20 protein-coding genes are annotated in these 23,281 nt (G+C 64.4%); 7 read left to right on the top strand and 13 right to left on the bottom strand.

Translation table 11 applies throughout. The annotated features are described in order from the left end of the window. From CAL19_RS00515 to CAL19_RS00495, 5 genes are read left to right on the top strand one after another with little or no spacing between them, the layout of a single operon-like run. Positions 1–921, top strand: coding sequence for an ABC transporter permease (locus CAL19_RS00515; RefSeq protein ID WP_026640874.1), 921 nt, complete (start codon positions 1–3; stop codon positions 919–921). Continuing rightward, positions 918–1,901, top strand: a complete 984-nt coding sequence (locus CAL19_RS00510; protein WP_026640873.1) for an ABC transporter ATP-binding protein — start codon at positions 918–920, stop codon at positions 1,899–1,901. Before CAL19_RS00515 ends, CAL19_RS00510 begins: the two co-directional genes overlap by 4 nt. Continuing rightward, complete coding sequence (locus tag CAL19_RS00505; RefSeq protein WP_094795748.1) at positions 1,898–2,905, top strand: ABC transporter ATP-binding protein; 1,008 nt, start codon at positions 1,898–1,900, stop codon at positions 2,903–2,905. The genes CAL19_RS00510 and CAL19_RS00505 overlap by 4 nt, the downstream gene beginning before the upstream one ends. Before the next feature lie 9 nt (positions 2,906–2,914). Further along, positions 2,915–3,817: a hydrolase gene (locus CAL19_RS00500; protein ID WP_026640871.1), complete on the top strand. Its 903-nt coding sequence runs from the start codon at positions 2,915–2,917 to the stop codon at positions 3,815–3,817. 33 nt (positions 3,818–3,850) lie between these two features. Further along, complete coding sequence (locus CAL19_RS00495) at positions 3,851–4,981, top strand: M20 family metallopeptidase (RefSeq protein WP_094795747.1); 1,131 nt, start codon at positions 3,851–3,853, stop codon at positions 4,979–4,981. A gap of 450 nt (positions 4,982–5,431) precedes the next feature. Here CAL19_RS00495 and CAL19_RS00490 read toward each other — a convergent pair whose 3' ends face one another. The 4 genes from CAL19_RS00490 to hemE form a co-directional block, all read right to left on the bottom strand. After that, positions 5,432–6,415 (bottom strand): IS110 family transposase, encoded by a 984-nt coding sequence (locus tag CAL19_RS00490; RefSeq protein ID WP_094795746.1) that lies wholly within the window; start codon positions 6,413–6,415, stop codon positions 5,432–5,434. A 257-nt stretch (positions 6,416–6,672) separates the two neighbouring features. After that, positions 6,673–8,730, bottom strand: a complete 2,058-nt coding sequence (locus tag CAL19_RS00485) for a UvrD-helicase domain-containing protein (protein WP_026640869.1) — start codon at positions 8,728–8,730, stop codon at positions 6,673–6,675. Between the two features lie 3 nt (positions 8,731–8,733). Next, positions 8,734–10,815, bottom strand: coding sequence for a primosomal protein N' (locus CAL19_RS00480; RefSeq protein ID WP_094795745.1), 2,082 nt, complete (start codon positions 10,813–10,815; stop codon positions 8,734–8,736). A 350-nt stretch (positions 10,816–11,165) separates the two neighbouring features. Continuing rightward, the gene (gene hemE, locus CAL19_RS00475) at positions 11,166–12,239 is read right to left on the bottom strand and encodes a uroporphyrinogen decarboxylase (RefSeq protein WP_094795905.1); all 1,074 of its coding nucleotides are present in this window, start codon (positions 12,237–12,239) and stop codon (positions 11,166–11,168) included. Positions 12,240–12,505: 266 nt separating this feature from the next. On the opposite strand from hemE, the gene ygiD reads away from it, so the two are divergent. Beyond that, positions 12,506–13,357 carry a 4,5-DOPA dioxygenase extradiol gene (gene ygiD, locus CAL19_RS00470; RefSeq protein ID WP_094795744.1) on the top strand — a complete coding sequence of 284 codons (852 nt, stop codon included), beginning with the start codon at positions 12,506–12,508 and terminating at the stop codon, positions 13,355–13,357. Positions 13,358–13,528: 171 nt separating this feature from the next. Beyond that, complete coding sequence (locus tag CAL19_RS00465; protein WP_094795743.1) at positions 13,529–15,028, top strand: catalase; 1,500 nt, start codon at positions 13,529–13,531, stop codon at positions 15,026–15,028. Between the two features lie 272 nt (positions 15,029–15,300). Here CAL19_RS00465 and CAL19_RS00460 read toward each other — a convergent pair whose 3' ends face one another. From CAL19_RS00460 to atpB, 9 genes are all read right to left on the bottom strand, one after another. Further along, the gene (locus CAL19_RS00460; RefSeq protein ID WP_249276231.1) at positions 15,301–16,071 is read right to left on the bottom strand and encodes a helix-turn-helix domain-containing protein; all 771 of its coding nucleotides are present in this window, start codon (positions 16,069–16,071) and stop codon (positions 15,301–15,303) included. Positions 16,072–16,348: 277 nt separating this feature from the next. Next, on the bottom strand, positions 16,349–16,774 hold the full coding sequence (locus CAL19_RS00455; RefSeq protein WP_026640864.1) for a F0F1 ATP synthase subunit epsilon: 426 nt from the start codon (positions 16,772–16,774) through the stop codon (positions 16,349–16,351). Between the two features lie 9 nt (positions 16,775–16,783). Beyond that, positions 16,784–18,184, bottom strand: coding sequence for a F0F1 ATP synthase subunit beta (atpD, locus tag CAL19_RS00450; protein WP_094795741.1), 1,401 nt, complete (start codon positions 18,182–18,184; stop codon positions 16,784–16,786). Positions 18,185–18,226: 42 nt separating this feature from the next. After that, positions 18,227–19,132, bottom strand: a complete 906-nt coding sequence (gene atpG, locus CAL19_RS00445; protein ID WP_026640862.1) for a F0F1 ATP synthase subunit gamma — start codon at positions 19,130–19,132, stop codon at positions 18,227–18,229. A gap of 98 nt (positions 19,133–19,230) precedes the next feature. Beyond that, positions 19,231–20,772 (bottom strand): F0F1 ATP synthase subunit alpha, encoded by a 1,542-nt coding sequence (gene atpA / locus CAL19_RS00440; protein ID WP_026640861.1) that lies wholly within the window; start codon positions 20,770–20,772, stop codon positions 19,231–19,233. A 37-nt stretch (positions 20,773–20,809) separates the two neighbouring features. Continuing rightward, positions 20,810–21,349, bottom strand: a complete 540-nt coding sequence (locus CAL19_RS00435) for a F0F1 ATP synthase subunit delta (protein WP_026640860.1) — start codon at positions 21,347–21,349, stop codon at positions 20,810–20,812. Between the two features lie 12 nt (positions 21,350–21,361). Beyond that, complete coding sequence (locus CAL19_RS00430) at positions 21,362–21,832, bottom strand: F0F1 ATP synthase subunit B (RefSeq protein WP_026640859.1); 471 nt, start codon at positions 21,830–21,832, stop codon at positions 21,362–21,364. 148 nt (positions 21,833–21,980) lie between these two features. Then, positions 21,981–22,223, bottom strand: a complete 243-nt coding sequence (gene atpE / locus CAL19_RS00425) for a F0F1 ATP synthase subunit C (protein ID WP_003815363.1) — start codon at positions 22,221–22,223, stop codon at positions 21,981–21,983. Between the two features lie 114 nt (positions 22,224–22,337). Beyond that, positions 22,338–23,219, bottom strand: a complete 882-nt coding sequence (atpB, locus tag CAL19_RS00420) for a F0F1 ATP synthase subunit A (protein ID WP_026640858.1) — start codon at positions 23,217–23,219, stop codon at positions 22,338–22,340. Positions 23,220–23,281: the final 62 nt, after the last annotated feature.

Genomic DNA, 23,281 nt, shown 5'->3' with positions numbered 1-23,281 from the left:
ATGGCTCAATCGTCTTCCAATGGCCGTACGCGCACCATCCAGCCCCTGGCTGAAACGCCGCGCCGTGTCGCCATCCTGAAAAAACTGCGCAGCCGGCCCACGGTAATGGGCTCGGTGATCGCGCTGGTCCTGCTGATGGTGGTGGTAATGGCCGCCCCCTACTTCGCGCCGCAGAACCCTTACGACCTGGCCAACCTCAACCTGCTCGACGGGCGGCTGCCGCCCGGCTCCGAGTCGATGGACGGCCAGGTGTACCTGCTGGGCACCGACGACCAGGGCCGCGACATGTTCAGCGCCATTCTGTACGGCCTGCGCATCAGCCTGCTGGTGGGCCTGACGGCGGTGGCGCTGGCCACGGCCATCGGCAGTATCGCGGGCCTGATCGCGGCATACGTGGGCGGCTTCGTGGATACGGTGGTCATGCGGGTGGTTGACTTCATCCTGGGCTTTCCCACCATTCTCGTGGCGCTGGTGCTGCTGGCCATGATGGGCCGCGGCGTGGACAAGGTGATTCTGGCGCTGGTGGTGGTGCAATGGGCGCACTACGCGCGCATCATGCGGGGCCGCGCCCTGCAAGAGCGCCGCAAAGAATACATCGAGGCCGCCGCCAACCTGGGCTTTCCGGCGTGGCGCATCATGGCGTTCCACCTGCTGCCCAATTGCCTGGGGCCCGTGATGGTGTTCGCCACCATCCAGATCGCCACCGCCATCGCGCTGGAGGCCACCCTGTCTTTCCTGGGCGTGGGCGTACCCATTACAGAGCCCTCGCTGGGGCTGCTGATTGCCAACGGCTTCCAATACCTGCTGTCGGGCGATTACTGGATCAGCATGTTCCCGGGCATTGCATTGCTGCTGCTGATCCTGACCATCAACATTGTGGGCGACCGCCTGCGCGAAGCCCTGGATCCCCGACGAGCATGAGCGACGTAATACTGCAGGTGCGCGGACTGCGCACCGCCTTTCATACCGAAGCCGGCGCCTGGCCGGCGGTGGACGGCGTCGACCTGACGGTGCGGCGCGGCGAAATCGTGGGGCTGGTAGGAGAATCCGGTTCCGGCAAGTCGGTCACCGGTTTTTCGTTGCTGGGCCTGATCGACCCGCCGGGCGAAGTCGTATCCGGCGAAATTCTCTTCAAGGGCCAGGACCTGCGCAAGCTCGACGAAGAAGGCATGCGACGCCTGCGCGGCAACCGCATCGCCATGATTTTCCAGGACCCGCTGATGACGCTGAACCCGGTGCTGCGCATCGGCGAGCAGATGATGGAGGCGATTCTTACGCACGAGCGGGTGCCCGTGGCCCAGGCGCGCGAGCGCTGCCGCGAGGCGCTGGCCATGGTGGGCATTCCGTCGCCCGAAACGCGCCTGGACAGCTATCCGCACGAGTTTTCGGGCGGCATGCGGCAGCGCGTGGCCATCGCCATCGCGATGCTGAACAACCCGGACCTGATCATCTGCGACGAACCCACCACGGCGCTGGATGTCACCATCCAGGGGCAGATCCTCTATCGCATGCAGGAAATCTGCCGGCTTCACAATACCGCCCTGATCTGGATCACCCACGACCTGGGCGTAGTGGCCGAACTCGCCGATCACGTCGCGGTGATGTATGCCGGCCGCATTGTCGAGGCCGGGCCCGTGGCACAGGTGCTGGACGCGCCGCGCCACCCCTACACGCGGGGGCTGCTGGATTCGATGCCGGCCAACACCGCCCCCGGCGCGCGCCTGCACCAGATCGAGGGCATGGCGCCCAGCCTGGCGGGCCGACCCGCCGGCTGCGCCTTCCGGCCGCGATGCCCCAGCGCCATCCCGCGCTGCGCCGAACAGGCTCCCGCCGCCAGCCAGGAAGGGCCCCGCAGCTTCCGCTGCTACGTACCGATCGCCCGCGAGAATACTGCCGCATGACCCAGCAAGACACGCCCGTAATCGAACTGCGCAACGTCCACAAGCGCTTCGAACATCATCCCGACCTGGCGCAGCGCATCCTGGCGCTGGCCGGCAAGCCGGTCGACCGGCGCACGGTGCACGCCGTCAATGGCGTCGACCTGACGGTGCAGCCCGGCGAAGTGCTGGGCCTGGTGGGGGAATCCGGCTGCGGCAAGTCCACGCTGGGCCGCGTGGTGGCCGGCCTGCACCGCCAGACCGAAGGCGAACTGCTGTACCAGGGCAGGCCCGTCCAGGACTTGCGCGGCGCCGAGCGCCTGGCCTACACGCTGGGTGTGCAGATGATCTTCCAGGACCCCCAGGCGTCGCTCAATCCGCGCCAGCGCCTGCGGCAGATCCTGGGCGAGGCGCTCAAGGTGCACAAGCTGGCGCCGGCCGCCGAGATACCGGCGCGCATTGACCGCGCCCTGTCCGAAGTGGGCCTGGACCGCGAATACCGCGACCGCTTTCCGCACCAGATTTCCGGCGGCCAGCGCCAGCGCATCGGCATTGCCCGCGCGCTGATGGTCGAGCCCAAGTTCCTGGTGTGCGACGAGCCCGTGGCCGCGCTGGACGTATCCATCCAGGCGCAGGTCATCAACCTGTTCATGGACCTGCGCGAACAGCACGGCTTTACTTATTTGTTCATCAGCCACGACTTGGGCGTGGTCCGGCACATATCCGATCGCGTGGCCATCATGTACCTGGGCAGGATCGTCGAGCGCGCGCCGGCCGCCCAGATCTTCGCGCGGGCCAATCACCCGTATACGCAGGCGTTGCTGGCCGAAGTGCCCGACGTCAGCCGCCGAGGCCGCAAGTTCACACCCATCAAGGGCGAGATCCCGTCGCCGCTGAACCCGCCTCCAGGGTGCACCTTCCATCCCCGCTGTCCGCACGCCATGCCGCGCTGCCGCGAACAGGTGCCCCCGTTGCAGGAAATCGCGCCCGGCCACTGGTCGGCCTGTCACCTCAATACCGCCAACTGATACGCAGCCATGAAAGCAGAAACGTCCAACGTCGAGCGCATCGCCCACGAACTGGGCCACGCCGGCCGCAACGCTATCGTCTATGTCGACGACGATCGCAATGCCGATCGTCCCTTCACGCTGCAAACCTACCGCCCCTACGGCTACACGCCCGACCGCCCCGTCGTGATCGTGCAGCACGGCGTACTGCGCAATGGCGATGACTACCGCGATTTCTGGATCCCCGCTGCCGACAAGCACAAGCTGTTGATCGTGGCGCCCACGTTCTCCAACGATATCTGGCCTGGCGTCGAAAGCTACAACAACGGCCGCGTGTTCAGCCCCGGCGGCAACCCTCGCCACGTCGACGGATGGACGTACGCCCTCGTGGCCAAGGTATTTGCCGATCTGCGCCGGGCCGAAATCACCGAGGTCGAACAGGCGTATCTGTTCGGCCATTCGGCGGGAGGCCAGTTCGTGCATCGGCTGATGAGCAGCCAGCCGCATGCGCCCTTCTGCGCGGTGACGGCCGCCAACCCGGGCTGGTACACCCTGCCCACCTTCGATCATCCGTTCCCCGAAGGCCTGGACGGCGTCGGTCTGTCGGAAGAACACCTGGTTCGCCTGCTGGCCTATCCGATGACCATCCTGGCGGGCGACCAGGATATCGCCACCAACGATCCCAACCTCCCGTCCGACCCGCCCGCGCTGCGCCAGGGCCCGCACCGGTTTGCGCGCGCCCATTATTACTTCGAGGCCGGCCAGCGCGAAGCCGAACGCCGCGGCGTGCCGTTCGGCTGGAAATTGCAGGTGGTGCCCGGCATCGGCCACGATGGCCGCGCAATGTCGGCGGCTTGTGCCAGCCTGTGGTTTGAAGGCAAACTGCCCGGCGACGCCGAACTCGCCAAACTGGCGGGCCAGCAGGTCGCCTGAGCCTGCGGTCTTTCTACATTCTGGAACCACCACATGTCATCGTTGCCCACCACCGAAGAAATCGTCGCCGGCATCCAGTCGTGGGTGCAATGCGAATCGCCGTCGAACTCGCCGCAAGGCGTGGCCGCCATGGCCGAACTGGTGCAGGCGCAGGCAAGCGCGGCCGGCCTGAACGTTGAAATCACGCCGCTTGGCCCGGCCACGGGCCCGCTGCTGTACACCACCAATCGCGCCCCCGGCGATACGCGGCCCGGCATCCTGGTGCTGGCGCACCTGGACACGGTACACCCGGTCGGCACGCTGCAGGACAATCCGTGCCGCGTCGAGGGCGACCGCCTGTACGGCCCGGGCAGCTACGACATGAAAGGCGGCATCTACCTGGCGCTGGCTGCGCTGGCCAGGCTGGCCCAACCTGGCGCCACCCGCCTGCCTGTGGACTTCCTGATGGTGCCCGACGAAGAAACCGGAAGCCATGCCTCGCGCGCATCGATTGAACGGTACGCCGCCAACGCCAAGTACGCGCTGGTGTGCGAGCCCGCCCGACCCAACGGCGGCAAGTGTGTCACGGCCCGCAAAGGCACCGGCATGCTGCGCCTGGACGTCAAGGGCCGTCCCGCGCATGCCGGCATGCAGCACGAAAAGGGCCGTAGCGCCATACGCGAAATGGCGCACCAGGTGCTGGCCCTGGAAGCCATGACCGATTACGAGCGCGGCGTTACCGTAAGCGTGGGCACGATTGCCGGCGGCACAGTCACCAATACCGTGCCGGCCCGCTGCCGCTGCGTGGTCGACTTCCGCGTGCCCGATATGGGCGCGGCCGAAGATGTGCTGCGCCGCATGCGCAACCTGTGTGCAGTAGGGCCCGATGTAGAGCTGGATATCAACGTCGAACTCAACCGGCCGCCGATGGTGCGCACCGACGCGGCCGCGGCGCTGCTGTCGCGCGCGCAGCAGTACGCGCGCGAAGCCGGCTTTGCACTCGAAGAAGCCCCCATGACAGGCGGCGGCAGCGATGCAAATTTCACGTCCGCCATAGGCGTGCCCACACTCGACGGCCTGGGCGCCGACGGCGACGGCGCGCATACGCTGCACGAATACATCCTGGTTTCCACCCTGCAGACCCGGCTCAAGTTCTGGGAACTGCTGCTGCGCGAACTCGCCTGATCCATCACGCAACAGCGTCAGCCATCTCATCGCACCAAACGGTGTCAGGCACCCTTCGGGAGCCAGACACCTGCACAAGCACAGCGCCTCCCCCCCAGTCCGCCGGTGTCTGACTCCGTAGGTGTCAAATGCGCATCGCACTAAACGGTGTCAGGCACCCTTCGGGAGCCAGACACCTGCACAGGCGCAGCGCCTCCCCCCAGTCCGCCGGTGTCTGACTCCGTAGGTGTCAAACGCGCATCGCATCAAACGGTGTCAGGCACCCTTCGGGAGCCAGACACCTGTACAGGCGCAGCGCCTCCCCCAGTCCGCCGGTGTCTGACTCCGTAGGTGTCAAATGCGCATCGCACCAAACGGTGTCAGGCATCCTTCGGGAGCCAGACACCGGCACAAGCGCAGCGCCTCCCCCCAGTCCGCCGGTGTCTGACTCCGTAGATACCGTCTTGGCAGTCAAGTGGCTAACGCGTAATCGCTGCGATATGGGGTGCGGTTTTTAAGCACGCCGAAGCATAGGTGGACCAGCTTGCGCATGGCTGCCCCGAGAGCGGCCATTTTGGAATTGCCGGCGGCCAGCAAACGGGCGTAGAGCGCCTGTATGTGAGGGTTATGGCGCACGGCCACGACCGCGGCCATGTACAGGGTGGCTCGCACTCTAGCCGGCCCCGTCTTGGACAGCCGAGACCGGCCGTTCAGACTGGTGCCGGACTGGCGCTGTACGGGCGCCAAGCCCAGATAGGCCGCCAGCGACTGAGGCGATTCGATGCGCCGGTTATGCATGATCGACAGCAACGCGTTGCCGGTCTGCGGACCGACGGCCGGAATGCTGGTCAGCAGGTCCCGGTCCTCTTTCAGGTCTGGATGGCGGTCGATATGGTCATTGATAGCACGTTCCAGGCGCTTGATCTGCTCGGTCAGAAACGCCACGCCCTGGTCAATCGAGCCGGTGACCGGCTCGGGCGACTGGCCGAACTGGGCCTTCTCCTGCCGGTTGAGCTCACGCTGCAGATCCTTGGCCAGCGCCTCGTGCCTGGCCAGCAGCGCGCGCAGTTGCCGCGCGTGCAGCGGCGCCGGCTGCCACAACGGCGGACGCAGTGCCTGCCCGTAGCGGGCCAGCACGTAGCTGTCGATCTCATCGGTCTTGGTGCGCACCGCCAGCGCACCGGCAAAATCGCGCGCCTGCGCCGGATTGATCATCGAGACCCTGGCCCCCGCGTCATGCAGCGCAGTGCCCGCCTGCTCGTGGTACGGCCCGCTCGGCTCGAGCACCACGTGCAACTGCTCCGGCTGCGCACCTTGCTTGGCGCACCACCCTAGCAAGGCCTGGATGCCCGCGACCGTATTGGGCACCACCTTGGTCTTGCGCTTATCGCCTTCAGCGCCGATCAGAGCGCAGTTCAGCTTGGCCTTCGAAACGTCAATTCCCAGAAAAAACATCGACTCGGACTCCTCTTAACTTGGCCTCCAAGCCCACTGCGCCCATTTGCCTTGTACATGCAGGGTCACAATGCCCTAGGCTACCGTCCAATGTCCAGTCGGCTCTCAGAGGCGCGCATCCGGGGCCTAATCTGCGTCACAAAGTCCAGGCTTTCGGTGTCAGAACAAACTCACCGGATACGCTAGTAGCGATAGCTAATCACCACCGCCTTCAAGATACAAGGTGTCAGACACCCATCGCACAAACCGCCCGTTCGCTATTTGCGCAGCAGCGCCTTGAGCATCCCCAGGCGTTCTTTCGGGCTCATGGCGCGCGTGGCTTCGTCTTCTTGCACCGGCACGTCGCCCAGACCCATTTCTTCGATGAAGCGCGAAGGCTCGCGCACCATGTCTTCGCGGGCGCGGCGCCGCTTCTTGCACCAGCTGATATTCAGGCTGCGCTGTGCGCGGGTGATGCCCACGTACATCAGGCGCCGCTCTTCCTGGATGCGGGTCGCCAGGCTTTCGGCGGCGCGGGCCGGGTCGCCCTCTTCGTCATCCTTGCCCCAGTGCGGCAGCAAGCCTTCTTCCACGCCGGCGATGTACACGTGCGGATACTCCAGGCCTTTGGACGCATGCAGCGTCGACAGCTTCACCGCGTCCGGCTCTTCTTCGTCGCCGCGCTCGAGCATGGTGATCAACGCAACGTGCTGCACCAGGTCAAACAGCGTCATTCCGTCTTCGTCGGCCTTGCGCTTGAGCCAGCCCGTGAGCTCGAGCACGTTTTCCCACCGTGCCTGCGCGGGCTTCTCGTCGAGCGTATCGTACAAATAGCGCTCATACTGGATAGCCGCCAGCATGTCGTCCAGGATCGCGCCCGCCGATTCGGGCGAGCCCGCGCCATCGGTACGCCCCCGGCCCGCGCGCCACTGGATGCGGCGGATGAACTCGGCAAAAGTGCGCAACGATTCGAGTTGCCGGGCCTGCAACAGGCCTTCCAGGCCAGATTCATCCACTGCCGCCAGCAACGACACTTCTCGTTGCGCGGCGTACTGGCCCAGCACCTGCAACGTGGCCTGTCCGATGCCCCGCTTGGGTGTGGTGGCGGCCCGTATGAAGGCGGGATCATCGTCGTCGTTGGCGATCAGCCGCAGATAAGCCAGGATGTCCCGCACCTCGGCCTTGTCAAAGAAGCTTTGGCCGCCAGCGATGGTGTACGGGATCTTCAGGTTGCGCAACGCCTGCTCCAGGATGCGCGCCTGGTGATTGCCGCGATACAGCACAGCGAAATCCTTCCACTGCGCCTGCCGCTCGAAACGCGCGGCCGATATCTTCATGGCAATGGACTGCGCCTCGTGCTCATCATTGTCCATCGCCGATACAACGATGGGCTCGCCCACCCCCAGGTCGGACCAGAGCTTCTTCTCGAACAGCTTGGGGTTCTTTTCAATAACCGTATTGGCCGCCGCCAGGATACGCTGCACCGACCGGTAGTTCTGTTCCAGCTTGATCAGCTTGAGCTGCGGGTAGTCAGTGGTGAGCTTGGCCAGATTCTCGACCGTGGCGCCGCGCCAGGCATAAATGGCCTGGTCATCGTCTCCCACCGCGGTAAACATGGCTCGGCTTCCGCACAAAAGCTGCACCAGCCGGTACTGGCACACATTGGTGTCCTGATATTCGTCCACCAGCAAATAGCGCACGCGGTTCTGCCAGCGCGTGCGTACCTCTTCGTTGTGCTCCAGCAACTGCGCGGGTATGCGGATGAGATCATCGAAATCCACCGCCTGGTAGGCCGCCAGCGTGGCGCTGTAGTTTCGGTACACGCGCGCGGCCTCGACTTCGCCGGGCGTGGCCGCGATGCGTTCGGCATCGTCGGGGCTGAGCAGCGCATTCTTCCACAACGAAATAACCGACTGCACCGCGCGCAAGCGCCCGCGGTCCGTCGTGGCCAGCAGTTCCTGGATGATGGCCATCGCGTCGTCCGCATCCAATATGGAAAACTGCGGCTTCAGGCCTGCATGGCGCGCCTCTTCCCGCAACAGCTTGACGCCCAGCGCGTGAAAGGTGCTGATGGTCAGCCCCTTTGCCATCTGACGATCCACCAGCGGCTTGACGCGCTCGCCCATTTCGCGGGCGGCCTTGTTGGTGAAGGTCAGCGCCACGATATTGCGGCCCATGTAACCGCATTCGCGCAGCAGGTACGCAATCTTCTGGGTAATGACGCGGGTCTTGCCGCTGCCCGCGCCGGCCAGCACCAGACACGGGCCGTCCAGGTACAGCACAGCCTCTTTCTGGGCGGGGTTCAGGCCGTGGCCTATGGGTGTACTGTCGGACATGCGTCAGATTTCAAGAGGATCGACTTCCAATTGCCAGCGCACGCGGTTGTCTGCCGCCACCGCGGGCAGGTGCGCCGACCACGCGCCAAGAAAGGCCTGCAGCGCCGGCCGGCTGGTGCTTTCCAGAAGAAGCTGGGCTCGCTCGACATTCGCCACGCGCACCACGCGCAGGGGCACGGGATCGTACAGCGTCAGTGACGCCAGTCCGGGAAACTCGCCGGTGGTGGCCAGCCCGCGAGCCTGCTGCAGAAAGGCCAGCGCCTGCGAGAGTTCACGCGCTTCGGCCGTGAGCAGGGCCTGGTAGGCAAAAGGTGGCAGGCCGGTGGTTTCGCGTTCTTCGAGTGCATGGCGTGCAAAACCGGCGTAATCATGCCGCAGCAATGCCTGATACACCGGCTGCTCGGGGTATCCCGTCTGGATCAGGACTTCGCCGCCCCCGCCATGACGCCCGGCGCGGCCCGCCACCTGCATCAATTGCGCAAACAGGCGCTCCGGCGCGCGGAAATCGTGGGCAAACAGCGCGGCGTCGGCGTTCAGCACCCCCACCAGGCCCAGGCGCGCAAAATCGTGCCCCTTGGCCACCATCTGGGTGCCCACCAGAATATCGACCTCTCCGGCGTGCACTGCCGCGAACAAGGTCTGCGCGCTGCCTTTGCGGCGCGTGCTGTCCGCGTCGATTCGCGAGATGCGGGCTTCGGGAAACAGTTCCGCCAGATGTTCTTCCACGCGCTGTGTGCCACGGCCCATGGGCTGCAGATCCTGGTCGCCGCATTCCGGGCACGCGCGCGGCACCGGCGCCTGGTAGCCGCAATGATGGCAATGCAGGCGATGACCGCGCCCGGCAGTGCGGTGCAGCACGGTAAAGGCCGTACAGCGCGGGCAGTGGCTGACCCACGCGCACGATGCACAATGCAGAACAGGTGCATAGCCGCGCCGGTTCAGGAACACCAACGACTGTTCGCCGCGCTCGAGCCGCTGCGCAATGGCATCCGACAACTGCGGCGAGATGCCTTGCCGCATCACCAGGCGGCGCGTATCGATCAGCCGTATCGCGGGCAGGTCGCTCGCACGGGCACGGCCCGGCAGCGACAAACGCAGATAATGGCCGCGCTCGGCGTGATGCCAGCTTTCCAGCGAGGGCGTGGCCGAGCCCAGCACTACCGGAATGCCGAGGTCTCGCGCGCGCCACACCGCCAGGTCGCGCGCCGAATACCGCAGGCCGTCTTGCTGTTTGTACGACGCATCGTGTTCTTCGTCGACCACGATCAGCCCCAGGTTGGCCAGCGGCGCAAAAATGGCCATGCGCGTGCCCAGCAGCATGCGCGCCTGGCCGCGCTGCGCCCGGGCCCACGCCTGGACGCGCTCGCCATCGGACAAGCCGCTATGCATCACCGCCAGGCCATCGGCGCCCAGCACCCCCGCCAGCCGGGCGCGCAACGCCGATTCAAGCTGGGGAGTCAGGTTGATTTCGGGAACCAGCAGCAGCACTTGGCGGCCCTGCGCCAGGACACGCTGCGCGGCGTGCAGATAGACCTCGGTCTTGCCGCTGCCGGTTATGCCATGCAGCAGCACGGGCTTGAAGCTAGCCAGCCCCGCCACCGCATCCACGGCGGCCTGCTGGTCGGCATTGAGCGCAGGGGGCTCGTCGGGCTCTACCGGCGCGGGCGCCGCCTTGCGCTTGCGGGACTCCAGGCGCGCCACCGGGCCCAGCCCCGAACGCTTGCCCTGGTAGGCCGACGGCTTGCGCAACGGCGGCGGCATGGCCGGCAGCATGACTTCACCCAGGGGCCGCTGGTAGTAATCGGCCGCAAAGCTGGCCAGCCGCAGCCAATCGGCCGGCAGTGGCGGCAGGTCTTGCAGCACCTGCTCGATCTCGCGCACCTGGCCGACCTCTACCCCAGGCTGCTCTGGCGCGGCGACCACCACGCCCACCAGCTTGCGCCGTCCAAACGGCACGATCACGCGCGCGCCCACCGGCACCGCCTCCGCCGCGCGGTAGTCAAACGGGCCGGGCAACGGAACATCAAGCGCAACACGCACCCAGCTCACGGGGTGCGCGACGCCGCTGCCTTGCGGGTCAGACATACGGGACAGAGCGGAAAGACATGGCTGGGCGCTTGCGTAATTAAAGTAGATTCTGGGTTTTGCGGCTAACAGATTGTCGCGCCATGACGATTTACTGAAAGCACACGGGGCTGTGGATAACTTTGGGGAAAAATCGCCAACAACGTTGGGACTTGTCAAGGCGAACGGCTGAAAAAACATGCTCCGGCGGTAGTTGCATATGTATTTGCTGTTTATTTTCAAATACTTATAAGCAATTCCCAGAAACGCTTCCAGCTATTCGGGGTTATCCCGACTTGCCTGCGCACTGTGCACAAGTAAGCGGCCAACCCCATGTGCGGTCGCCCAGGGCCGCGATAGCGGCCACTTACTTAGCCATGCAATGCACGGCTATGGCTATGCACTTCATCCACCAATTCGGCCACCGCCTCGGGCGGCGTGAACTGCGAAATTCCGTGGCCCAAATTGAACACGTGACCACCCCGGCCCACCGCCCCGTACGAATCGAGCGTGCGACGCGCTTCGGCCCGGATGGCCTGTGCGCCGCCGAACAGCGTCATCGGGTCGAGGTTGCCTTGCAGCGCCACGGCATCGTTCACCCGCTGGCGCGCCTGGCCCAGGTTCACCGTCCAGTCCAGCCCGACGGCATCGCAGCCGCAGGCCACGATATCTTCGAGCCACTGACCACCGCCCTTGGTAAACACGATCACGGGCACTTTGCGGCCTTGATGCTCACGAATAAGCCCATCCACGACCTTGCGGGTATAGGCCAGCGAGAACTGCTGGAACAGGCCGTCGGCCAGCACGCCGCCCCAGCTGTCGAACAGCATCACGGCCTGTGCGCCGGCCTGGATCTGCGCGTTCAGGTATTGCAGCGTGGCCTGGGCGTTGATTTCCAGGATGCGATGCAGCAGGTCCGGACGCGCATACAGCATGGATTTGATCTGGCGGTAGTCGGCGCTGCCACGGCCTTCAACCATGTAACAGGCGATGGTCCAGGGGCTGCCGGCAAAGCCGATGAGAGGCACCTTGCCATCGAGTTCGCGCCGGATCAGGGCCACGGCATCGAACACATACTGCAACTTGGCCATGTCGGGCACGGCCAGGCGCGCGACGTCGTCTTCTGTGCGCACCGGCTGCGCAAAGCGCGGCCCCTCGCCCGGGGCGAAGTCCAGGCCCAGGCCCATCGCGTCCGGCACGGTAAGAATGTCGGAAAACAGAATGGCCGCATCAAGATCGTAACGGGCCAGGGGCTGAAGCGTGACTTCGGTGGCGTATTCGGGGTTCTGCGCCAGGCCCATGAACGAGCCCGCGCGCGCCCGGGTGGCGTTGTACTCGGGCAGATATCGGCCCGCCTGGCGCATCAGCCAGATGGGGGTATAGGGGACGGGTTCGCGCAAGAGCGCGCGCAAGAACACATCGTTCTTCAAAGGGGTAGCAGACACGGCCATCCTTCAACATCGGAAGCCGTGATTTTACCCCCCGGGGCGCGCGACGAAGGATGGGCTGCCGCAACCGGCGGCTTTCTGGGCGGGCGTGGGCGGCGCGCCCACGCAGCAATACCCGACCCGGTCGCCATAACGCAGTCGCGCAATCCGACTATGATGTTGCAAGCGACTGGCGGATCAGCCCAGCCTGGTCTTGCGCCGTCGTTGCCGGCTTTCCTGTGCGCAGCAGGCGCACCCAGCCGCGCCGCCCAAGGAGCGACACTATGAGCAAGATGCCCGCACTGTTCATCGGCCACGGCAGCCCCATGAACGCTCTGGAGCGAAACGATTTCACCGAAGCATGGCGCGCCTTCGGCGAGCACTTGCCCCGGCCACGCGCGCTGCTGGTGGTATCTGCCCACTGGTATTTCGGCGCGACGGCAGTCACCGCCATGCCCCGGCCACGCACGATCCACGACTTCTACGGCTTTCCTCAACAGTTGTTCGATTTCGACTACCCCGCGCCCGGCGATCCGGACCTGGCCGGCGAAATCGTAGAGCTGGTCAAACCGCAATGGGTCGGTCTCGATATCGACCAATGGGGGCTGGACCACGGCACCTGGTCCATACTGACGCACCTATACCCTGACGCCGACATACCGGTGGTGCAGCTGTCTATCAATGCATTGCGCCCCCTTGAATACCATCTGGATCTGGCCGCAAGGCTCGACGCCCTGCGAGAACGCGGCGTCATGGTGGTGGCCAGCGGAAACGTCGTGCACAACCTGGGGCGCCTGCAATGGGGCCAGGCCGACCTGGCCTACGACTGGGCACGGCGCTTCGACGACGCCGTGGCCGCGCAACTTGCCGATCAACCCGGCGACCTGTTGCGCCTGACCGGGCATGCCGACTACGACCTGGCGGTTCCCACCCCGGACCACTTCGTGCCGCTGCTATACATCGCGGGCCTGGCGGCCGCCGAAAACAGCAAGCCTGAACTGCTGGTGCGCGGCCATACTATGGGCTCGATCTCGATGGCCTGCTACGGGCTGGGCGCACAGCTTGAACTGCGCAAGAACGCCCATTGTGCGGCGATGCTTCCGGAAGGTGTGCCGCCGGACCAGACGAACATGTGACCCGCCCCGCGTGGGCGCGATGTTTTATGTCGGCTTGCGTTCGCCCCCCGGCCGTACGCAATGTGCATGCGCCGGCGCAGGCTAAGGCCAGGATAACCTGGTGTACAGTGAACCTTGCCGCCCGGGCCGAACCCGCTTTCGCCTGCTTGTCATCTTCTTCCAGGAGCCACCATGACAAACTCAAAAAAGCACGACGCCACGCCATCTACTACCGGGGCCGGAGCGCCCGCGCCAAGCGATCGCCACTCGTTGACCATCGGCCCCAATGGTCCCATCTTGCTGCACGATGTCCACTTCCTGGAGCAGATGGCGCACTTCAACCGGGAAAAGGTTCCTGAACGCCAGCCGCATGCCAAAGGCGCCGGCGCCTTTGGCGTGTTTGAAACCACGGCGGACGTGTCCAGGTACACCAAGGCCGCGCTGTTTCAGAAAGGCTGTAAAACCGAAATGCTCGCGCGGTTCTCCACCGTGGCGGGCGAAGCCGGCAGCCCCGACACCTGGCGCGACGTGCGCGGGTTCTCGCTGAAGTTCTATACCTCCGAAGGCAACTACGACCTGGTGGGCAACAACACGCCCATTTTCTTCGTGCGCGACCCGATGAAGTTCCCGCACTTCATACGCAGCCAGAAGCGCCTGCCGGATTCCGGCCTTCGCGACAACCACATGCAATGGGACTTCTGGACCAACAACCCCGAATCGGCGCATCAGGTCACGTACCTGATGGGCGACCGCGGGCTGCCGCGCACGTGGCGGCACATGAACGGCTATGGCTCGCATACGTATATGTGGGTCAATGCCCAGGGCGAGCGCTTCTGGGTGAAATACCATTTCCATACCCGGCAGGGCATGGAATTCTTCAATAACCAGCAAGCCAAGGACATGGCCGGCAGCGATGCCGACTTCCACCGCCGCGACCTGTTCGACGCCATTGCACGGGGCGATTACCCCCGCTGGACGCTTTCGGTGCAGGTGATGCCTTACGAAGACGCAAAGACGTATCGCATCAACCCGTTCGACCTTACCAAGACCTGGTCGCATAAAGACTACCCGCTGATCGAAGTGGGCACGATGACGCTCGATCGCAACCCCGAGAATTTCTTTGCCGAAATCGAGCAGGCAGCTTTTTCTCCCGGCAATACCGTTCCCGGCATCGGCCTGTCGCCCGACAAGATGCTGCTGGGCCGGGCGTTCGCCTACCACGACGCGCAGCGCCACCGCATCGGCGCCAACTTTCACCAGTTGCCGGTCAATAAGTCCAAGGTGCCGGTCAATACATATATGTTCGACGGCCACATGGCCTACGAGCACAGCGGCAACCAGCCGGTTTATGCGCCCAATTCCGAAGGCCGCGCCTGGGCCGACACGTCGGGCAAGGCAGAAGACGGCTGGGAAGCCGATGGCGAAATGGTACGCAGCGCCTACACCTTGCGTGCAGAAGACGACGACTTCACTCAGCCGGGCATCCTGGTACGCGAGGTATTCGACGACGCGCAGCGCGCGCGCCTGGTTGAAACTGTTGCCGGAAGCCTGCTTGGCGGCGTGCGTTCGCCCGTGCTGGAACGAGCTTTCGAGTACTGGAAGAGCGTCGATCCGGATGTAGGCAAGCGTATCGAGGAACGCGTACGCAAGCATCAAGCCCCCCAACCCGCCCCGGGCATGAGCGAAGGGTAGCTTGGCGGTGTCTGACACCCTTCGGGAGTCAGACACCAATTACACGCGAGACGCCCATCACACACGCGCCCATCTGCGGCGCGCCTGCCTTCGGTAGCGACGGGACATTGCCATTGCCTGACGCCCGCCGGAAATTGCCGACGTCTGACTCTCGCCGGGAATTACTGGTGTCGGACTCCCGAAGGGTGTCAGATACCAATCACGCGAAGGGTGTCAGACACCAATCACGCCAGGGCGTCAGACACCAGGGATCGAAACCAGCGCCTGCCGCGTCAGCGGGGCTCGCGGTACGGCGACGCGTCGATGCGGTGCTTGCGCATCAGTGCCCAGAACGCGCGGCGATGCTTGCTGGACGCGCGCGCGGCCTGGGCCACGTTGCCGCCATGGCGTGACAACGCGCGACGCAAGTATTCGCGTTCGAAGCCGGCAACCACGCGGGACTTGGCCTGCCGGAAAGGTTCTTCAGCCAGCGTGGCGTCCTGCGCATGCAACGCGGCCAAGGCCGCTTCAAGACGGGCACGCGTTGCCGTACGGCGCGCGCTCGCCCGTGCGCCGTAGCCCGGCACGGGTTCACGCACCGTGCACGGAGGCGCGCCCGCCGCACCCCCTGGCGCCATCTGGGGTGTCATGGATGGCCCCCCGCGGCATAGCCGCGACAGGCGTGCCCGAAGCTCATCGGTGCAGGCCGGCGCGCGCATGAAGTCGGCCGCCCCCAGGGCGAGCAGATCGAGTATGGCCGGCGCGGTGATGTCGAACACCATGGCAACCAACGGCGTACGCGGCTCGGCCCCAGCATTGGCAAGAATGGTGCGCACCCACGACAAGGACGTTGGCGCCACCGGGATGACGCAGCCGTCGTAGCGCCGTAGCGCCAGGCGCGCGCGCGCCAGCAGGCGCGTATCTGGCAAACCCGGCGCCAACGCGGACAGTTCCTGCGCGTACAGGCGCAGGCGGCCCTGGCCCTGGTGGCTGGCGACCCAGTCGCGCACCCAGGCTTCATGGCCGGGCGTCATCAGTACGGCGCAATCGAGTGTTTCCCGCAAGACGAGCTCCTTGATACGTACGCAATAAACGCAAGCGTACGCGTCAGTCCAGCTAGGCGGTATCCGCACATGTCATATTGCGGGTTATACGTAATCCAAGCGTCCAGCGCTTGCCAGTTCCTGCTTTTTGGGTACTAGCGCAAAGCGCGGCGACGAGCGGACGCGCCACACGCATATGCACGCGCCCCGTTTGGAAATGCAAAAACAAAAAGGGCGGCCAAGGCCGCCCTTTTTGTTTGTGCGCCGCGCGGGACACGCGGCGCACGGGGTACTGATATCAGTGCGTGCTGCGGGTCTGGCGCAGCTTGCGCGCAGCCACGGCTTGCGCGGCCAGCATGGCGAGTTCCGCCTCAACCACCGCGATATCCGCCTTGTCCTTGGCGTTGCGCAGGGCCTCTTCGGCCTTTTCGCGCGCCGCCACGGCGCGGGCTTCGTCGAGGTCGGCGGCGCGGATGGCCGTATCGGCCAGCACCGTCACCATGCCCGGCTGCACTTCAAGGATGCCCCCGGCGACGAAGATGTTCTCCTCGCCTCCATCGGCACGGACGATCTTGACTGTACCGGGGCGTATGCGCGAGATCAGCGGGGTGTGCCCGGGCAGAATGCCCAGCTCACCCGCCTCGCCAGGCAGTGCCACGAACTTAGCCTCACCGGCGAAGATCGCTTCTTCTGCGCTGACCACATCCACTTGCAGGGTAGCCATGTGAGCTCCTTATTGCAGTTTCTTGGCCTTCTCGAAGGCTTCGTCGATGGTGCCGACCATGTAGAAGGCCTGCTCGGGCAACGCGTCGCATTCGCCGTTGACGATCATCTTGAAACCACGGATGGTCTCGGCCAGCGGCACGTACTTGCCGGGCGAACCGGTAAACACTTCGGCCACATGGAACGGCTGCGACAGGAAGCGCTGGATCTTGCGCGCACGGGCCACGGCCTGCTTGTCTTCGGGCGAGAGTTCGTCCATGCCCAGAATGGCGATGATGTCGCGCAGTTCTTTGTAGCGCTGCAGGGTTTGCTGCACGCCACGGGCCACGGCGTAGTGCTCTTCGCCGACGACTTGCGGGTCGAGCTGGCGGCTGGACGAATCCAGCGGATCCACGGCGGGGTAGATACCCAGCGCGGCGATATCACGCGACAGCACCACGGTCGAATCCAAGTGCTGGAAGGTGGTGGCGGGCGACGGGTCGGTCAAGTCGTCGGCAGGCACGTACACGGCCTGGATCGACGTAATCGAGCCGGTCTTGGTCGAGGTGATGCGCTCTTGCAGCACGCCCATTTCTTCGGCCAGCGTCGGCTGGTAGCCCACGGCCGAAGGCATACGGCCCAGCAGCGCCGACACTTCGGTACCGGCCAGGGTGTAGCGATAGATGTTGTCGACGAAGAACAGGATGTCGCGGCCTTCATCGCGGAACTTCTCGGCCATGGTCAGGCCGGTCAGGGCGACGCGCAGACGGTTGCCGGGAGGCTCGTTCATCTGACCAAACACCATGGCCACCTTGTCCAGCACCTTCGACTCTTCCATTTCGTGGTAGAAGTCGTTGCCTTCGCGGGTACGTTCGCCCACGCCTGCAAACACCGACAAACCGCTGTGCTGCTTGGCGATGTTGTTGATCAGTTCCATCATGTTGACGGTCTTGCCCACGCCGGCGCCGCCGAACAGGCCCACCTTGCCGCCCTTGGCGAACGGGCAGACCAGGTCAATAACCTTGATGCCGGTTTCGAGCAGCTCGACCGACGGCGACAGTTCGTCGAAACGGGGAGCGCTCTGGTGGATGGCGCGCTTTTCGTCGGCCTGGATGGGGCCGGCTTCGTCGATGGGACGACCCAGCACGTCCATGATGCGGCCCAGCGTGCCGTGGCCCACCGGCACCGAGATGGGCGCGCCGGTGCCCACGACCTTCATGCCGCGGCGCAGGCCGTCGCTGGAGCCCAGCGCAATGGTACGCACCACGCCGTCGCCCAGCTGTTGCTGCACTTCCAGCGTGAGACCCTTTTCGGCGAACGGCGAACTTTCGTCGGCCAGAGTGAGCGCTTCGTAGATCTTGGGCATTTGATCGCGGGGGAACTGAATATCCACCACGGCGCCGATGCACTGAACGATGGTTCCGTTGCTCATGTCGATTCCTTGCTTGATAGCTTTTGACGGGATGCAGGCTGCTTAGACGGCGGCCGCGCCCCCTACGATTTCCGAAATTTCCTTGGTGATCGCCGCCTGGCGGGTCTTGTTATAGACCAGCTGCAGGTCGCCGATAACCTTCTTGGCGTTATCCGACGCTGCCTTCATGGCGACCATCCGGGCCGACTGCTCCGAGGCCATGTTCTCGGCCACGGCCTGGTACAGCAGACCTTCGACGTAACGCTGCAGCAGGTCGTCGATCACGCTCTTGGCATCGGGCTCGTAGATGTAGTCCCAGCTGTAGTTCGACTTGACCTCAGCGGTCGATGCCAGTTTTTCAACGCCCGACTGGAAGGGATCGTCCAAGCCGCTTTCGAGCGGCAGCAGACGCAGGAACACCGGCTCTTGCTTCATGGTGTTGACGAAGCGGGTAGCCGCCACGTACAACGCATCGATTTCGCCACTGAGATAGGCGTCGAGCTGCACCTTGATGGCGCCCAGCAGGCGGTCGAGGTCGGGCTTGTCGCCCAGCTGCACCTCGTGCGAGACCAGATTGGCGCCAATGCGAGTCAGCAGGCCCAGGCCCTTGTTGCCGAACGCCGTGGCCTGCACGCGGATGCCGCGTTGCTCGAAGTCCTTGAGCTTGGCCAGCGTCACACGGCTGATGTTGGTGTTCAGGCCGCCGCACAGACCCTTGTCGGTGGTGACCAGCACCACGCCTACCGCCTTGATATCGCGTTCGATCAGGTACGGATGGCTGTACTCGGGGTTGGCCTGCATCAGGTGCGCAGCGATCTCGCGCACTTTGGTGGCGTACGGACGACCCGCGCGCATCCGGTCCTGCGCCTTGCGCATTTTGGATGCAGCGACCATCTCCATCGCCTTGGTGATCTTGCGCGTGTTTTGCACGCTCTTGATCTTGGTTCGGATTTCCTTGATTCCGGGCATTGCGCTTTCCTGTTGTAACGGCTTGGCGGTTGCGGCCGGGGCTCGCCCCGCCCTACCGTAGGGCGGGCACGCGGCCCGCCACTACGCCGGACATTGCCTTAAAAAGCACCGTGCTTCTTGAAATCCTGGATGGCGGCAGCCAGTTCGGCTTCGTCGTCCTTGGACAGTTCCTTGGTGTCTTCGATGCGCTGGATCAGGCTGGCGTGCTTGGCCTTGAGCTGATCTTTCAGCGACTTTTCGAAGGCCAGGACCTGCGCCACGTCCACGTCGTCCAGGTAGCCGTTGTTGACCGTGTACAGCGTGACGGCCAGTTCCCACACTTGCAGCGGCTGGTATTGCGGCTGCTTGAGCAGTTCGACCACGCGCTTGCCGCGCTCGAGCTGACGGCGGGTGGCGTCGTCGAGATCGGATGCGAATTGCGCGAAGGCTGCCAGTTCACGGTACTGCGCCAGGTCGGTACGGATACCGCCGGACAGCTTCTTGATGACTTTGGTCTGGGCAGCGCCACCCACCCGCGACACCGAGATACCGGCGTTGATGGCAGGACGCACACCCGCGTTGAACAGGTCGGTTTCCAGGAAGATCTGGCCGTCGGTGATCGAGATCACGTTGGTGGGCACGAAAGCCGACACGTCGCCTGCCTGGGTTTCGATGATCGGCAGCGCGGTCAGCGAGCCGGTCTTGCCCTTGACGGCGCCGTTGGTGAACTTCTCGACGTATTCTTCGTTGACGCGCGCGGCACGCTCGAGCAGGCGCGAGTGCAGGTAGAACACGTCACCAGGGTAGGCTTCGCGGCCCGGCGGACGGCGCAGCAGCAGCGATACCTGGCGGTAGGCCCAGGCTTGCTTGGTCAGGTCGTCGTAAATGATCAGGGCGTCCTGGCCGCGATCGCGGAAGTACTCGCCCATGGTGCAGCCGGCGTAGGCAGCCAGGTATTGCATGGCGGCCGAGTCGGACGCCGAGGCGGCCACGACAATGGTGTATTCCATGGCGCCGTGCTCTTCGAGCTTGCGCACCACGTTGTTGATGGTCGACGCCTTCTGGCCGATGGCGACGTACACGCAGGTGACGTCCTTGCCCTTCTGGCTGATGATGGTGTCGACGGCAACGGCGGTCTTGCCGGTCTGGCGGTCGCCGATGATCAGCTCGCGCTGGCCGCGGCCGATGGGCACCATCGAGTCGATAGCCTTGATACCGGTTTGCAGCGGTTGCGACACCGAGCGGCGGGCGATTACGCCGGGCGCCACTTTTTCGATGATGTCGGTTTCCTTGGTGTCGATGGGACCCTTGCCGTCGATGGGCAGGCCCAGCGTGTTGACCACGCGGCCCTTCAGCTCGGGGCCGACCGGCACTTCGAGAATGCGGCCGGTGGTCTTGACCTGGTCGCCTTCGGACACGCCGGTGTAGTCGCCCAGAATCACGGCGCCGACGGAGTCGCGCTCGAGGTTCAGCGCCACGCCGAAAACATTGTTGGGAAATTCGAGCATTTCGCCCTGCATCACGTCGGACAGGCCGTGGATGCGGGTAATGCCGTCAGTCACGGACACGACGGTGCCCTGGGTGCGAATGTCAGCCGAAGCGCCCAGGCCCTCGATGCGGCTCTTGAGCAGTTCGCTGATCTCGGAGGGATTGAGTTGCATATTGACTCCTGGAATCCTGTTTATCTGGCCTTGCGCGTCAGGCAGCCAGCGTATCCCGCAAGCGGGCCAATTGGGCTTTTACGGAAGTATCGAGTACCTGGTCGCCTACCGCCACGCGCACGCCGCCGATCAGCGACTTGTCTACCGTGACGACCGGGCTGAGCTTCAGACCGAACTTGGTTTCAAGGGCGTTGACCAGGTCTTTGACCTGATCGGCGCCGAGCTCGAACGCACTGGTGATTTCCGCCTGCGCCGTGCCTTCGTGTTGGTTCTTGAGCGCGACGAATTGCTGCGCAATGCTGGGCAGCAGCAAAAGGCGGTCGTTGGCCACCAGAAGCTCGATGAAGTTGCGCGCACCCTGGGGCAACTCAGCCTTGACCAGGCTGGTAAAGAGTTCGATGCGCTGCGCATCGCCCAGGCGCGGATCGGACATCGCTTCGCGCACGTCGGGGTGAGCAGCCACATGGGCCAGCTCGCCGACCAGTTCGGCCCAGGCCTGCAAACCGGCCTTGTCGTCGCGTGCCGCACCAAAAAGTGCCTCGGCGTAGGGCCTGGCGACAGTGGAAAGTTCAGCCATGGCGTTCCCGGATTAAAGCTGCGCCTTGAGCTGGTTGAGCAGCTCGGCATGGGCGCGGGCATCAACCTCGCGCTGGAGGATCTGTTCAGCACCCTTGACAGCCAATGCGGCGACGTCGTCGCGCAGCAGGTCGCGGGCACGCTGGACTTCCTGCGCGGCATCTTGCGCCGCCTGGGCGACGATGCGGGCGCGCTCGGCTTCAGCCTCGCGGCGAGCCTGCTCGATCAGCGAGGCGGCCTGCTTCTCGGCCTCGACGATGCGGGCGTGGGTCTCGGATTTGGCAGAAGCCTCGATCAGACTGACGCGCGCTTGGGCTTGGGCCAGATCGGCCTTGCCCTTCTCGGCGGCGGCCAGGCCGTCGGCGATTTTTTGGCGGCGCTCGTCCATCGCCTTCGTCAGAGGCGGCCACACGAATTTCATCGTGAACCAGCCCAGAACGAAGAACACGAGCATCTGGAAAAAGATCGTCGCGTTCAGATTCACGGTCGTTCCTTTAACACCTTACGGCTCCGGACACATGAAGGGCGTCACGGAGCACTCGATACTTGGCCGACATGCACGCAGCTGAAGCTGCTGCCGCCGGCGTCAAGCCCGCCGTTGCGCCGGCGGGCGTTGCCATGAACCGTCGGACTTAGCCTACGAACGGGTTGGCGAAGGCGAACAGCATGGCGATACCCACGCCGATCAGGAACGCCGCGTCGATCAGGCCAGCCAGCAGGAACATCTTGGTTTGCAGCGCATTCATCAGTTCAGGCTGACGAGCCGAAGCTTCCAGGTACTTGCCGCCCATGAGTGCGATGCCGATGCAAGCGCCGATAGCGCCCAGACCGATGATAAGACCGCAAGCGAGAGCAACGAAAGCGACGTTGGTCATGACAACTCCTTGGTTAGAAATCTGAAGTCAAAAATGTAAGAAAACGGTACTGCTTGGAATGCAAGAAAATCTTGCGCCCCTGGGCGCGGGCGGAAACCCGCGCCAGGAATCGGGTTAGTGCCCTTCGTGAGCCTGGCCGATGTACACCAGCGTCAGCATCATGAAGATAAAGGCCTGCAACAGCACGATCAGGATGTGGAAGATGGCCCACACCGAACCGGCCAGGATGTGGCCGATACCCAGGCCCACGCTGGCTGCGTTGAGCCCTGTCCAGGCGCCGCCCAGCAAGGCGATCAGCATGAACACGAGTTCGCCGGCAAACATGTTGCCGAACAACCGCATGCCCAGCGAAACGGACTTGGCGGCGTATTCAATCAGGTTCAGCAGCAGGTTGGCCGGGGCCAGCAGCACGGCTCCGATGCCATGGGCATGGAACGGCGCGGCGAACAGGTCTTTGACGAAACCGCCCGGGTGCTTGATCTTGATGCCGTAGTAGAACATCAGCAGCAGCACGCCCAGCGACATGCCCATGGGCACGTTCAGGTCGGCCGTGGGCAGAATGCGATGGTAGTACAAAGGATCGCCGTGCTCGTCGCCCAGGCCGGTCCAGCGCCAGATGGACGGCATCAGGTCGACGGGGATGAGGTCGAGCGCGTTCATCAGGACGATCCAGAGGAACACGGTAAGCGCCAGGGGGGCCACGAACAGGCGGCTCTTGGCATTGGTGACGATGCCCTTGGCCTGTTCGTCCACCATGTCGACGATCATTTCGACGAACATCTGGAAGCGGCCGGGCACCCCTGCCGTGGCGCGGCGCGCGGCCAGCCAAAGAACCAGGATGACTGCCAGACCCGTCAGGGCGGACCAGAACACCGAGTCATAGTTGATGACGTCGAACTGGGCGATGACGGACTGCTTTTCGCCAAGATTGTTCAGATGCACCAGGTGGTGCTGAATATACGCGGACTGAGGCGATACGTCGCTGGCAGCAGCCATTTGAACCCTACCCTGTTTGCTGAATGAACGACCCTTGCGAGCCGGACGTTTGCATGATTTCT

This window comes from Bordetella genomosp. 7 (assembly GCF_002261265.1).
Taxonomy (GTDB): domain Bacteria; phylum Pseudomonadota; class Gammaproteobacteria; order Burkholderiales; family Burkholderiaceae_B; genus Bordetella_A.
This window is presented reverse-complemented; position numbering and strand designations above follow the sequence as displayed.

Bases quoted from the DNA above. Each gene is read 5' to 3' on its own strand.
- CAL19_RS00515 (WP_026640874.1), top strand. From the start codon at position 1: ATGGCTCAATCGTCTTCCAATGGCCGTACGCGCACCATCCAGCCCCTG.
- CAL19_RS00510 (WP_026640873.1), top strand. From the start codon at position 918: ATGAGCGACGTAATACTGCAGGTGCGCGGACTGCGCACCGCCTTTCAT.
- CAL19_RS00505 (WP_094795748.1), top strand. From the start codon at position 1,898: ATGACCCAGCAAGACACGCCCGTAATCGAACTGCGCAACGTCCACAAG.
- CAL19_RS00500 (WP_026640871.1), top strand. From the start codon at position 2,915: ATGAAAGCAGAAACGTCCAACGTCGAGCGCATCGCCCACGAACTGGGC.
- CAL19_RS00495 (WP_094795747.1), top strand. From the start codon at position 3,851: ATGTCATCGTTGCCCACCACCGAAGAAATCGTCGCCGGCATCCAGTCG.
- CAL19_RS00490 (WP_094795746.1), bottom strand. From the start codon at position 6,415: ATGTTTTTTCTGGGAATTGACGTTTCGAAGGCCAAGCTGAACTGCGCT.
- CAL19_RS00485 (WP_026640869.1), bottom strand. From the start codon at position 8,730: ATGTCCGACAGTACACCCATAGGCCACGGCCTGAACCCCGCCCAGAAA.
- CAL19_RS00480 (WP_094795745.1), bottom strand. From the start codon at position 10,815: ATGTCTGACCCGCAAGGCAGCGGCGTCGCGCACCCCGTGAGCTGGGTG.
- ygiD (WP_094795744.1), top strand. From the start codon at position 12,506: ATGAGCAAGATGCCCGCACTGTTCATCGGCCACGGCAGCCCCATGAAC.
- CAL19_RS00465 (WP_094795743.1), top strand. From the start codon at position 13,529: ATGACAAACTCAAAAAAGCACGACGCCACGCCATCTACTACCGGGGCC.
- CAL19_RS00455 (WP_026640864.1), bottom strand. From the start codon at position 16,774: ATGGCTACCCTGCAAGTGGATGTGGTCAGCGCAGAAGAAGCGATCTTC.
- atpD (WP_094795741.1), bottom strand. From the start codon at position 18,184: ATGAGCAACGGAACCATCGTTCAGTGCATCGGCGCCGTGGTGGATATT.
- atpG (WP_026640862.1), bottom strand. From the start codon at position 19,132: ATGCCCGGAATCAAGGAAATCCGAACCAAGATCAAGAGCGTGCAAAAC.
- atpA (WP_026640861.1), bottom strand. From the start codon at position 20,772: ATGCAACTCAATCCCTCCGAGATCAGCGAACTGCTCAAGAGCCGCATC.
- CAL19_RS00435 (WP_026640860.1), bottom strand. From the start codon at position 21,349: ATGGCTGAACTTTCCACTGTCGCCAGGCCCTACGCCGAGGCACTTTTT.
- atpE (WP_003815363.1), bottom strand. From the start codon at position 22,223: ATGACCAACGTCGCTTTCGTTGCTCTCGCTTGCGGTCTTATCATCGGT.
- atpB (WP_026640858.1), bottom strand. From the start codon at position 23,219: ATGGCTGCTGCCAGCGACGTATCGCCTCAGTCCGCGTATATTCAGCAC.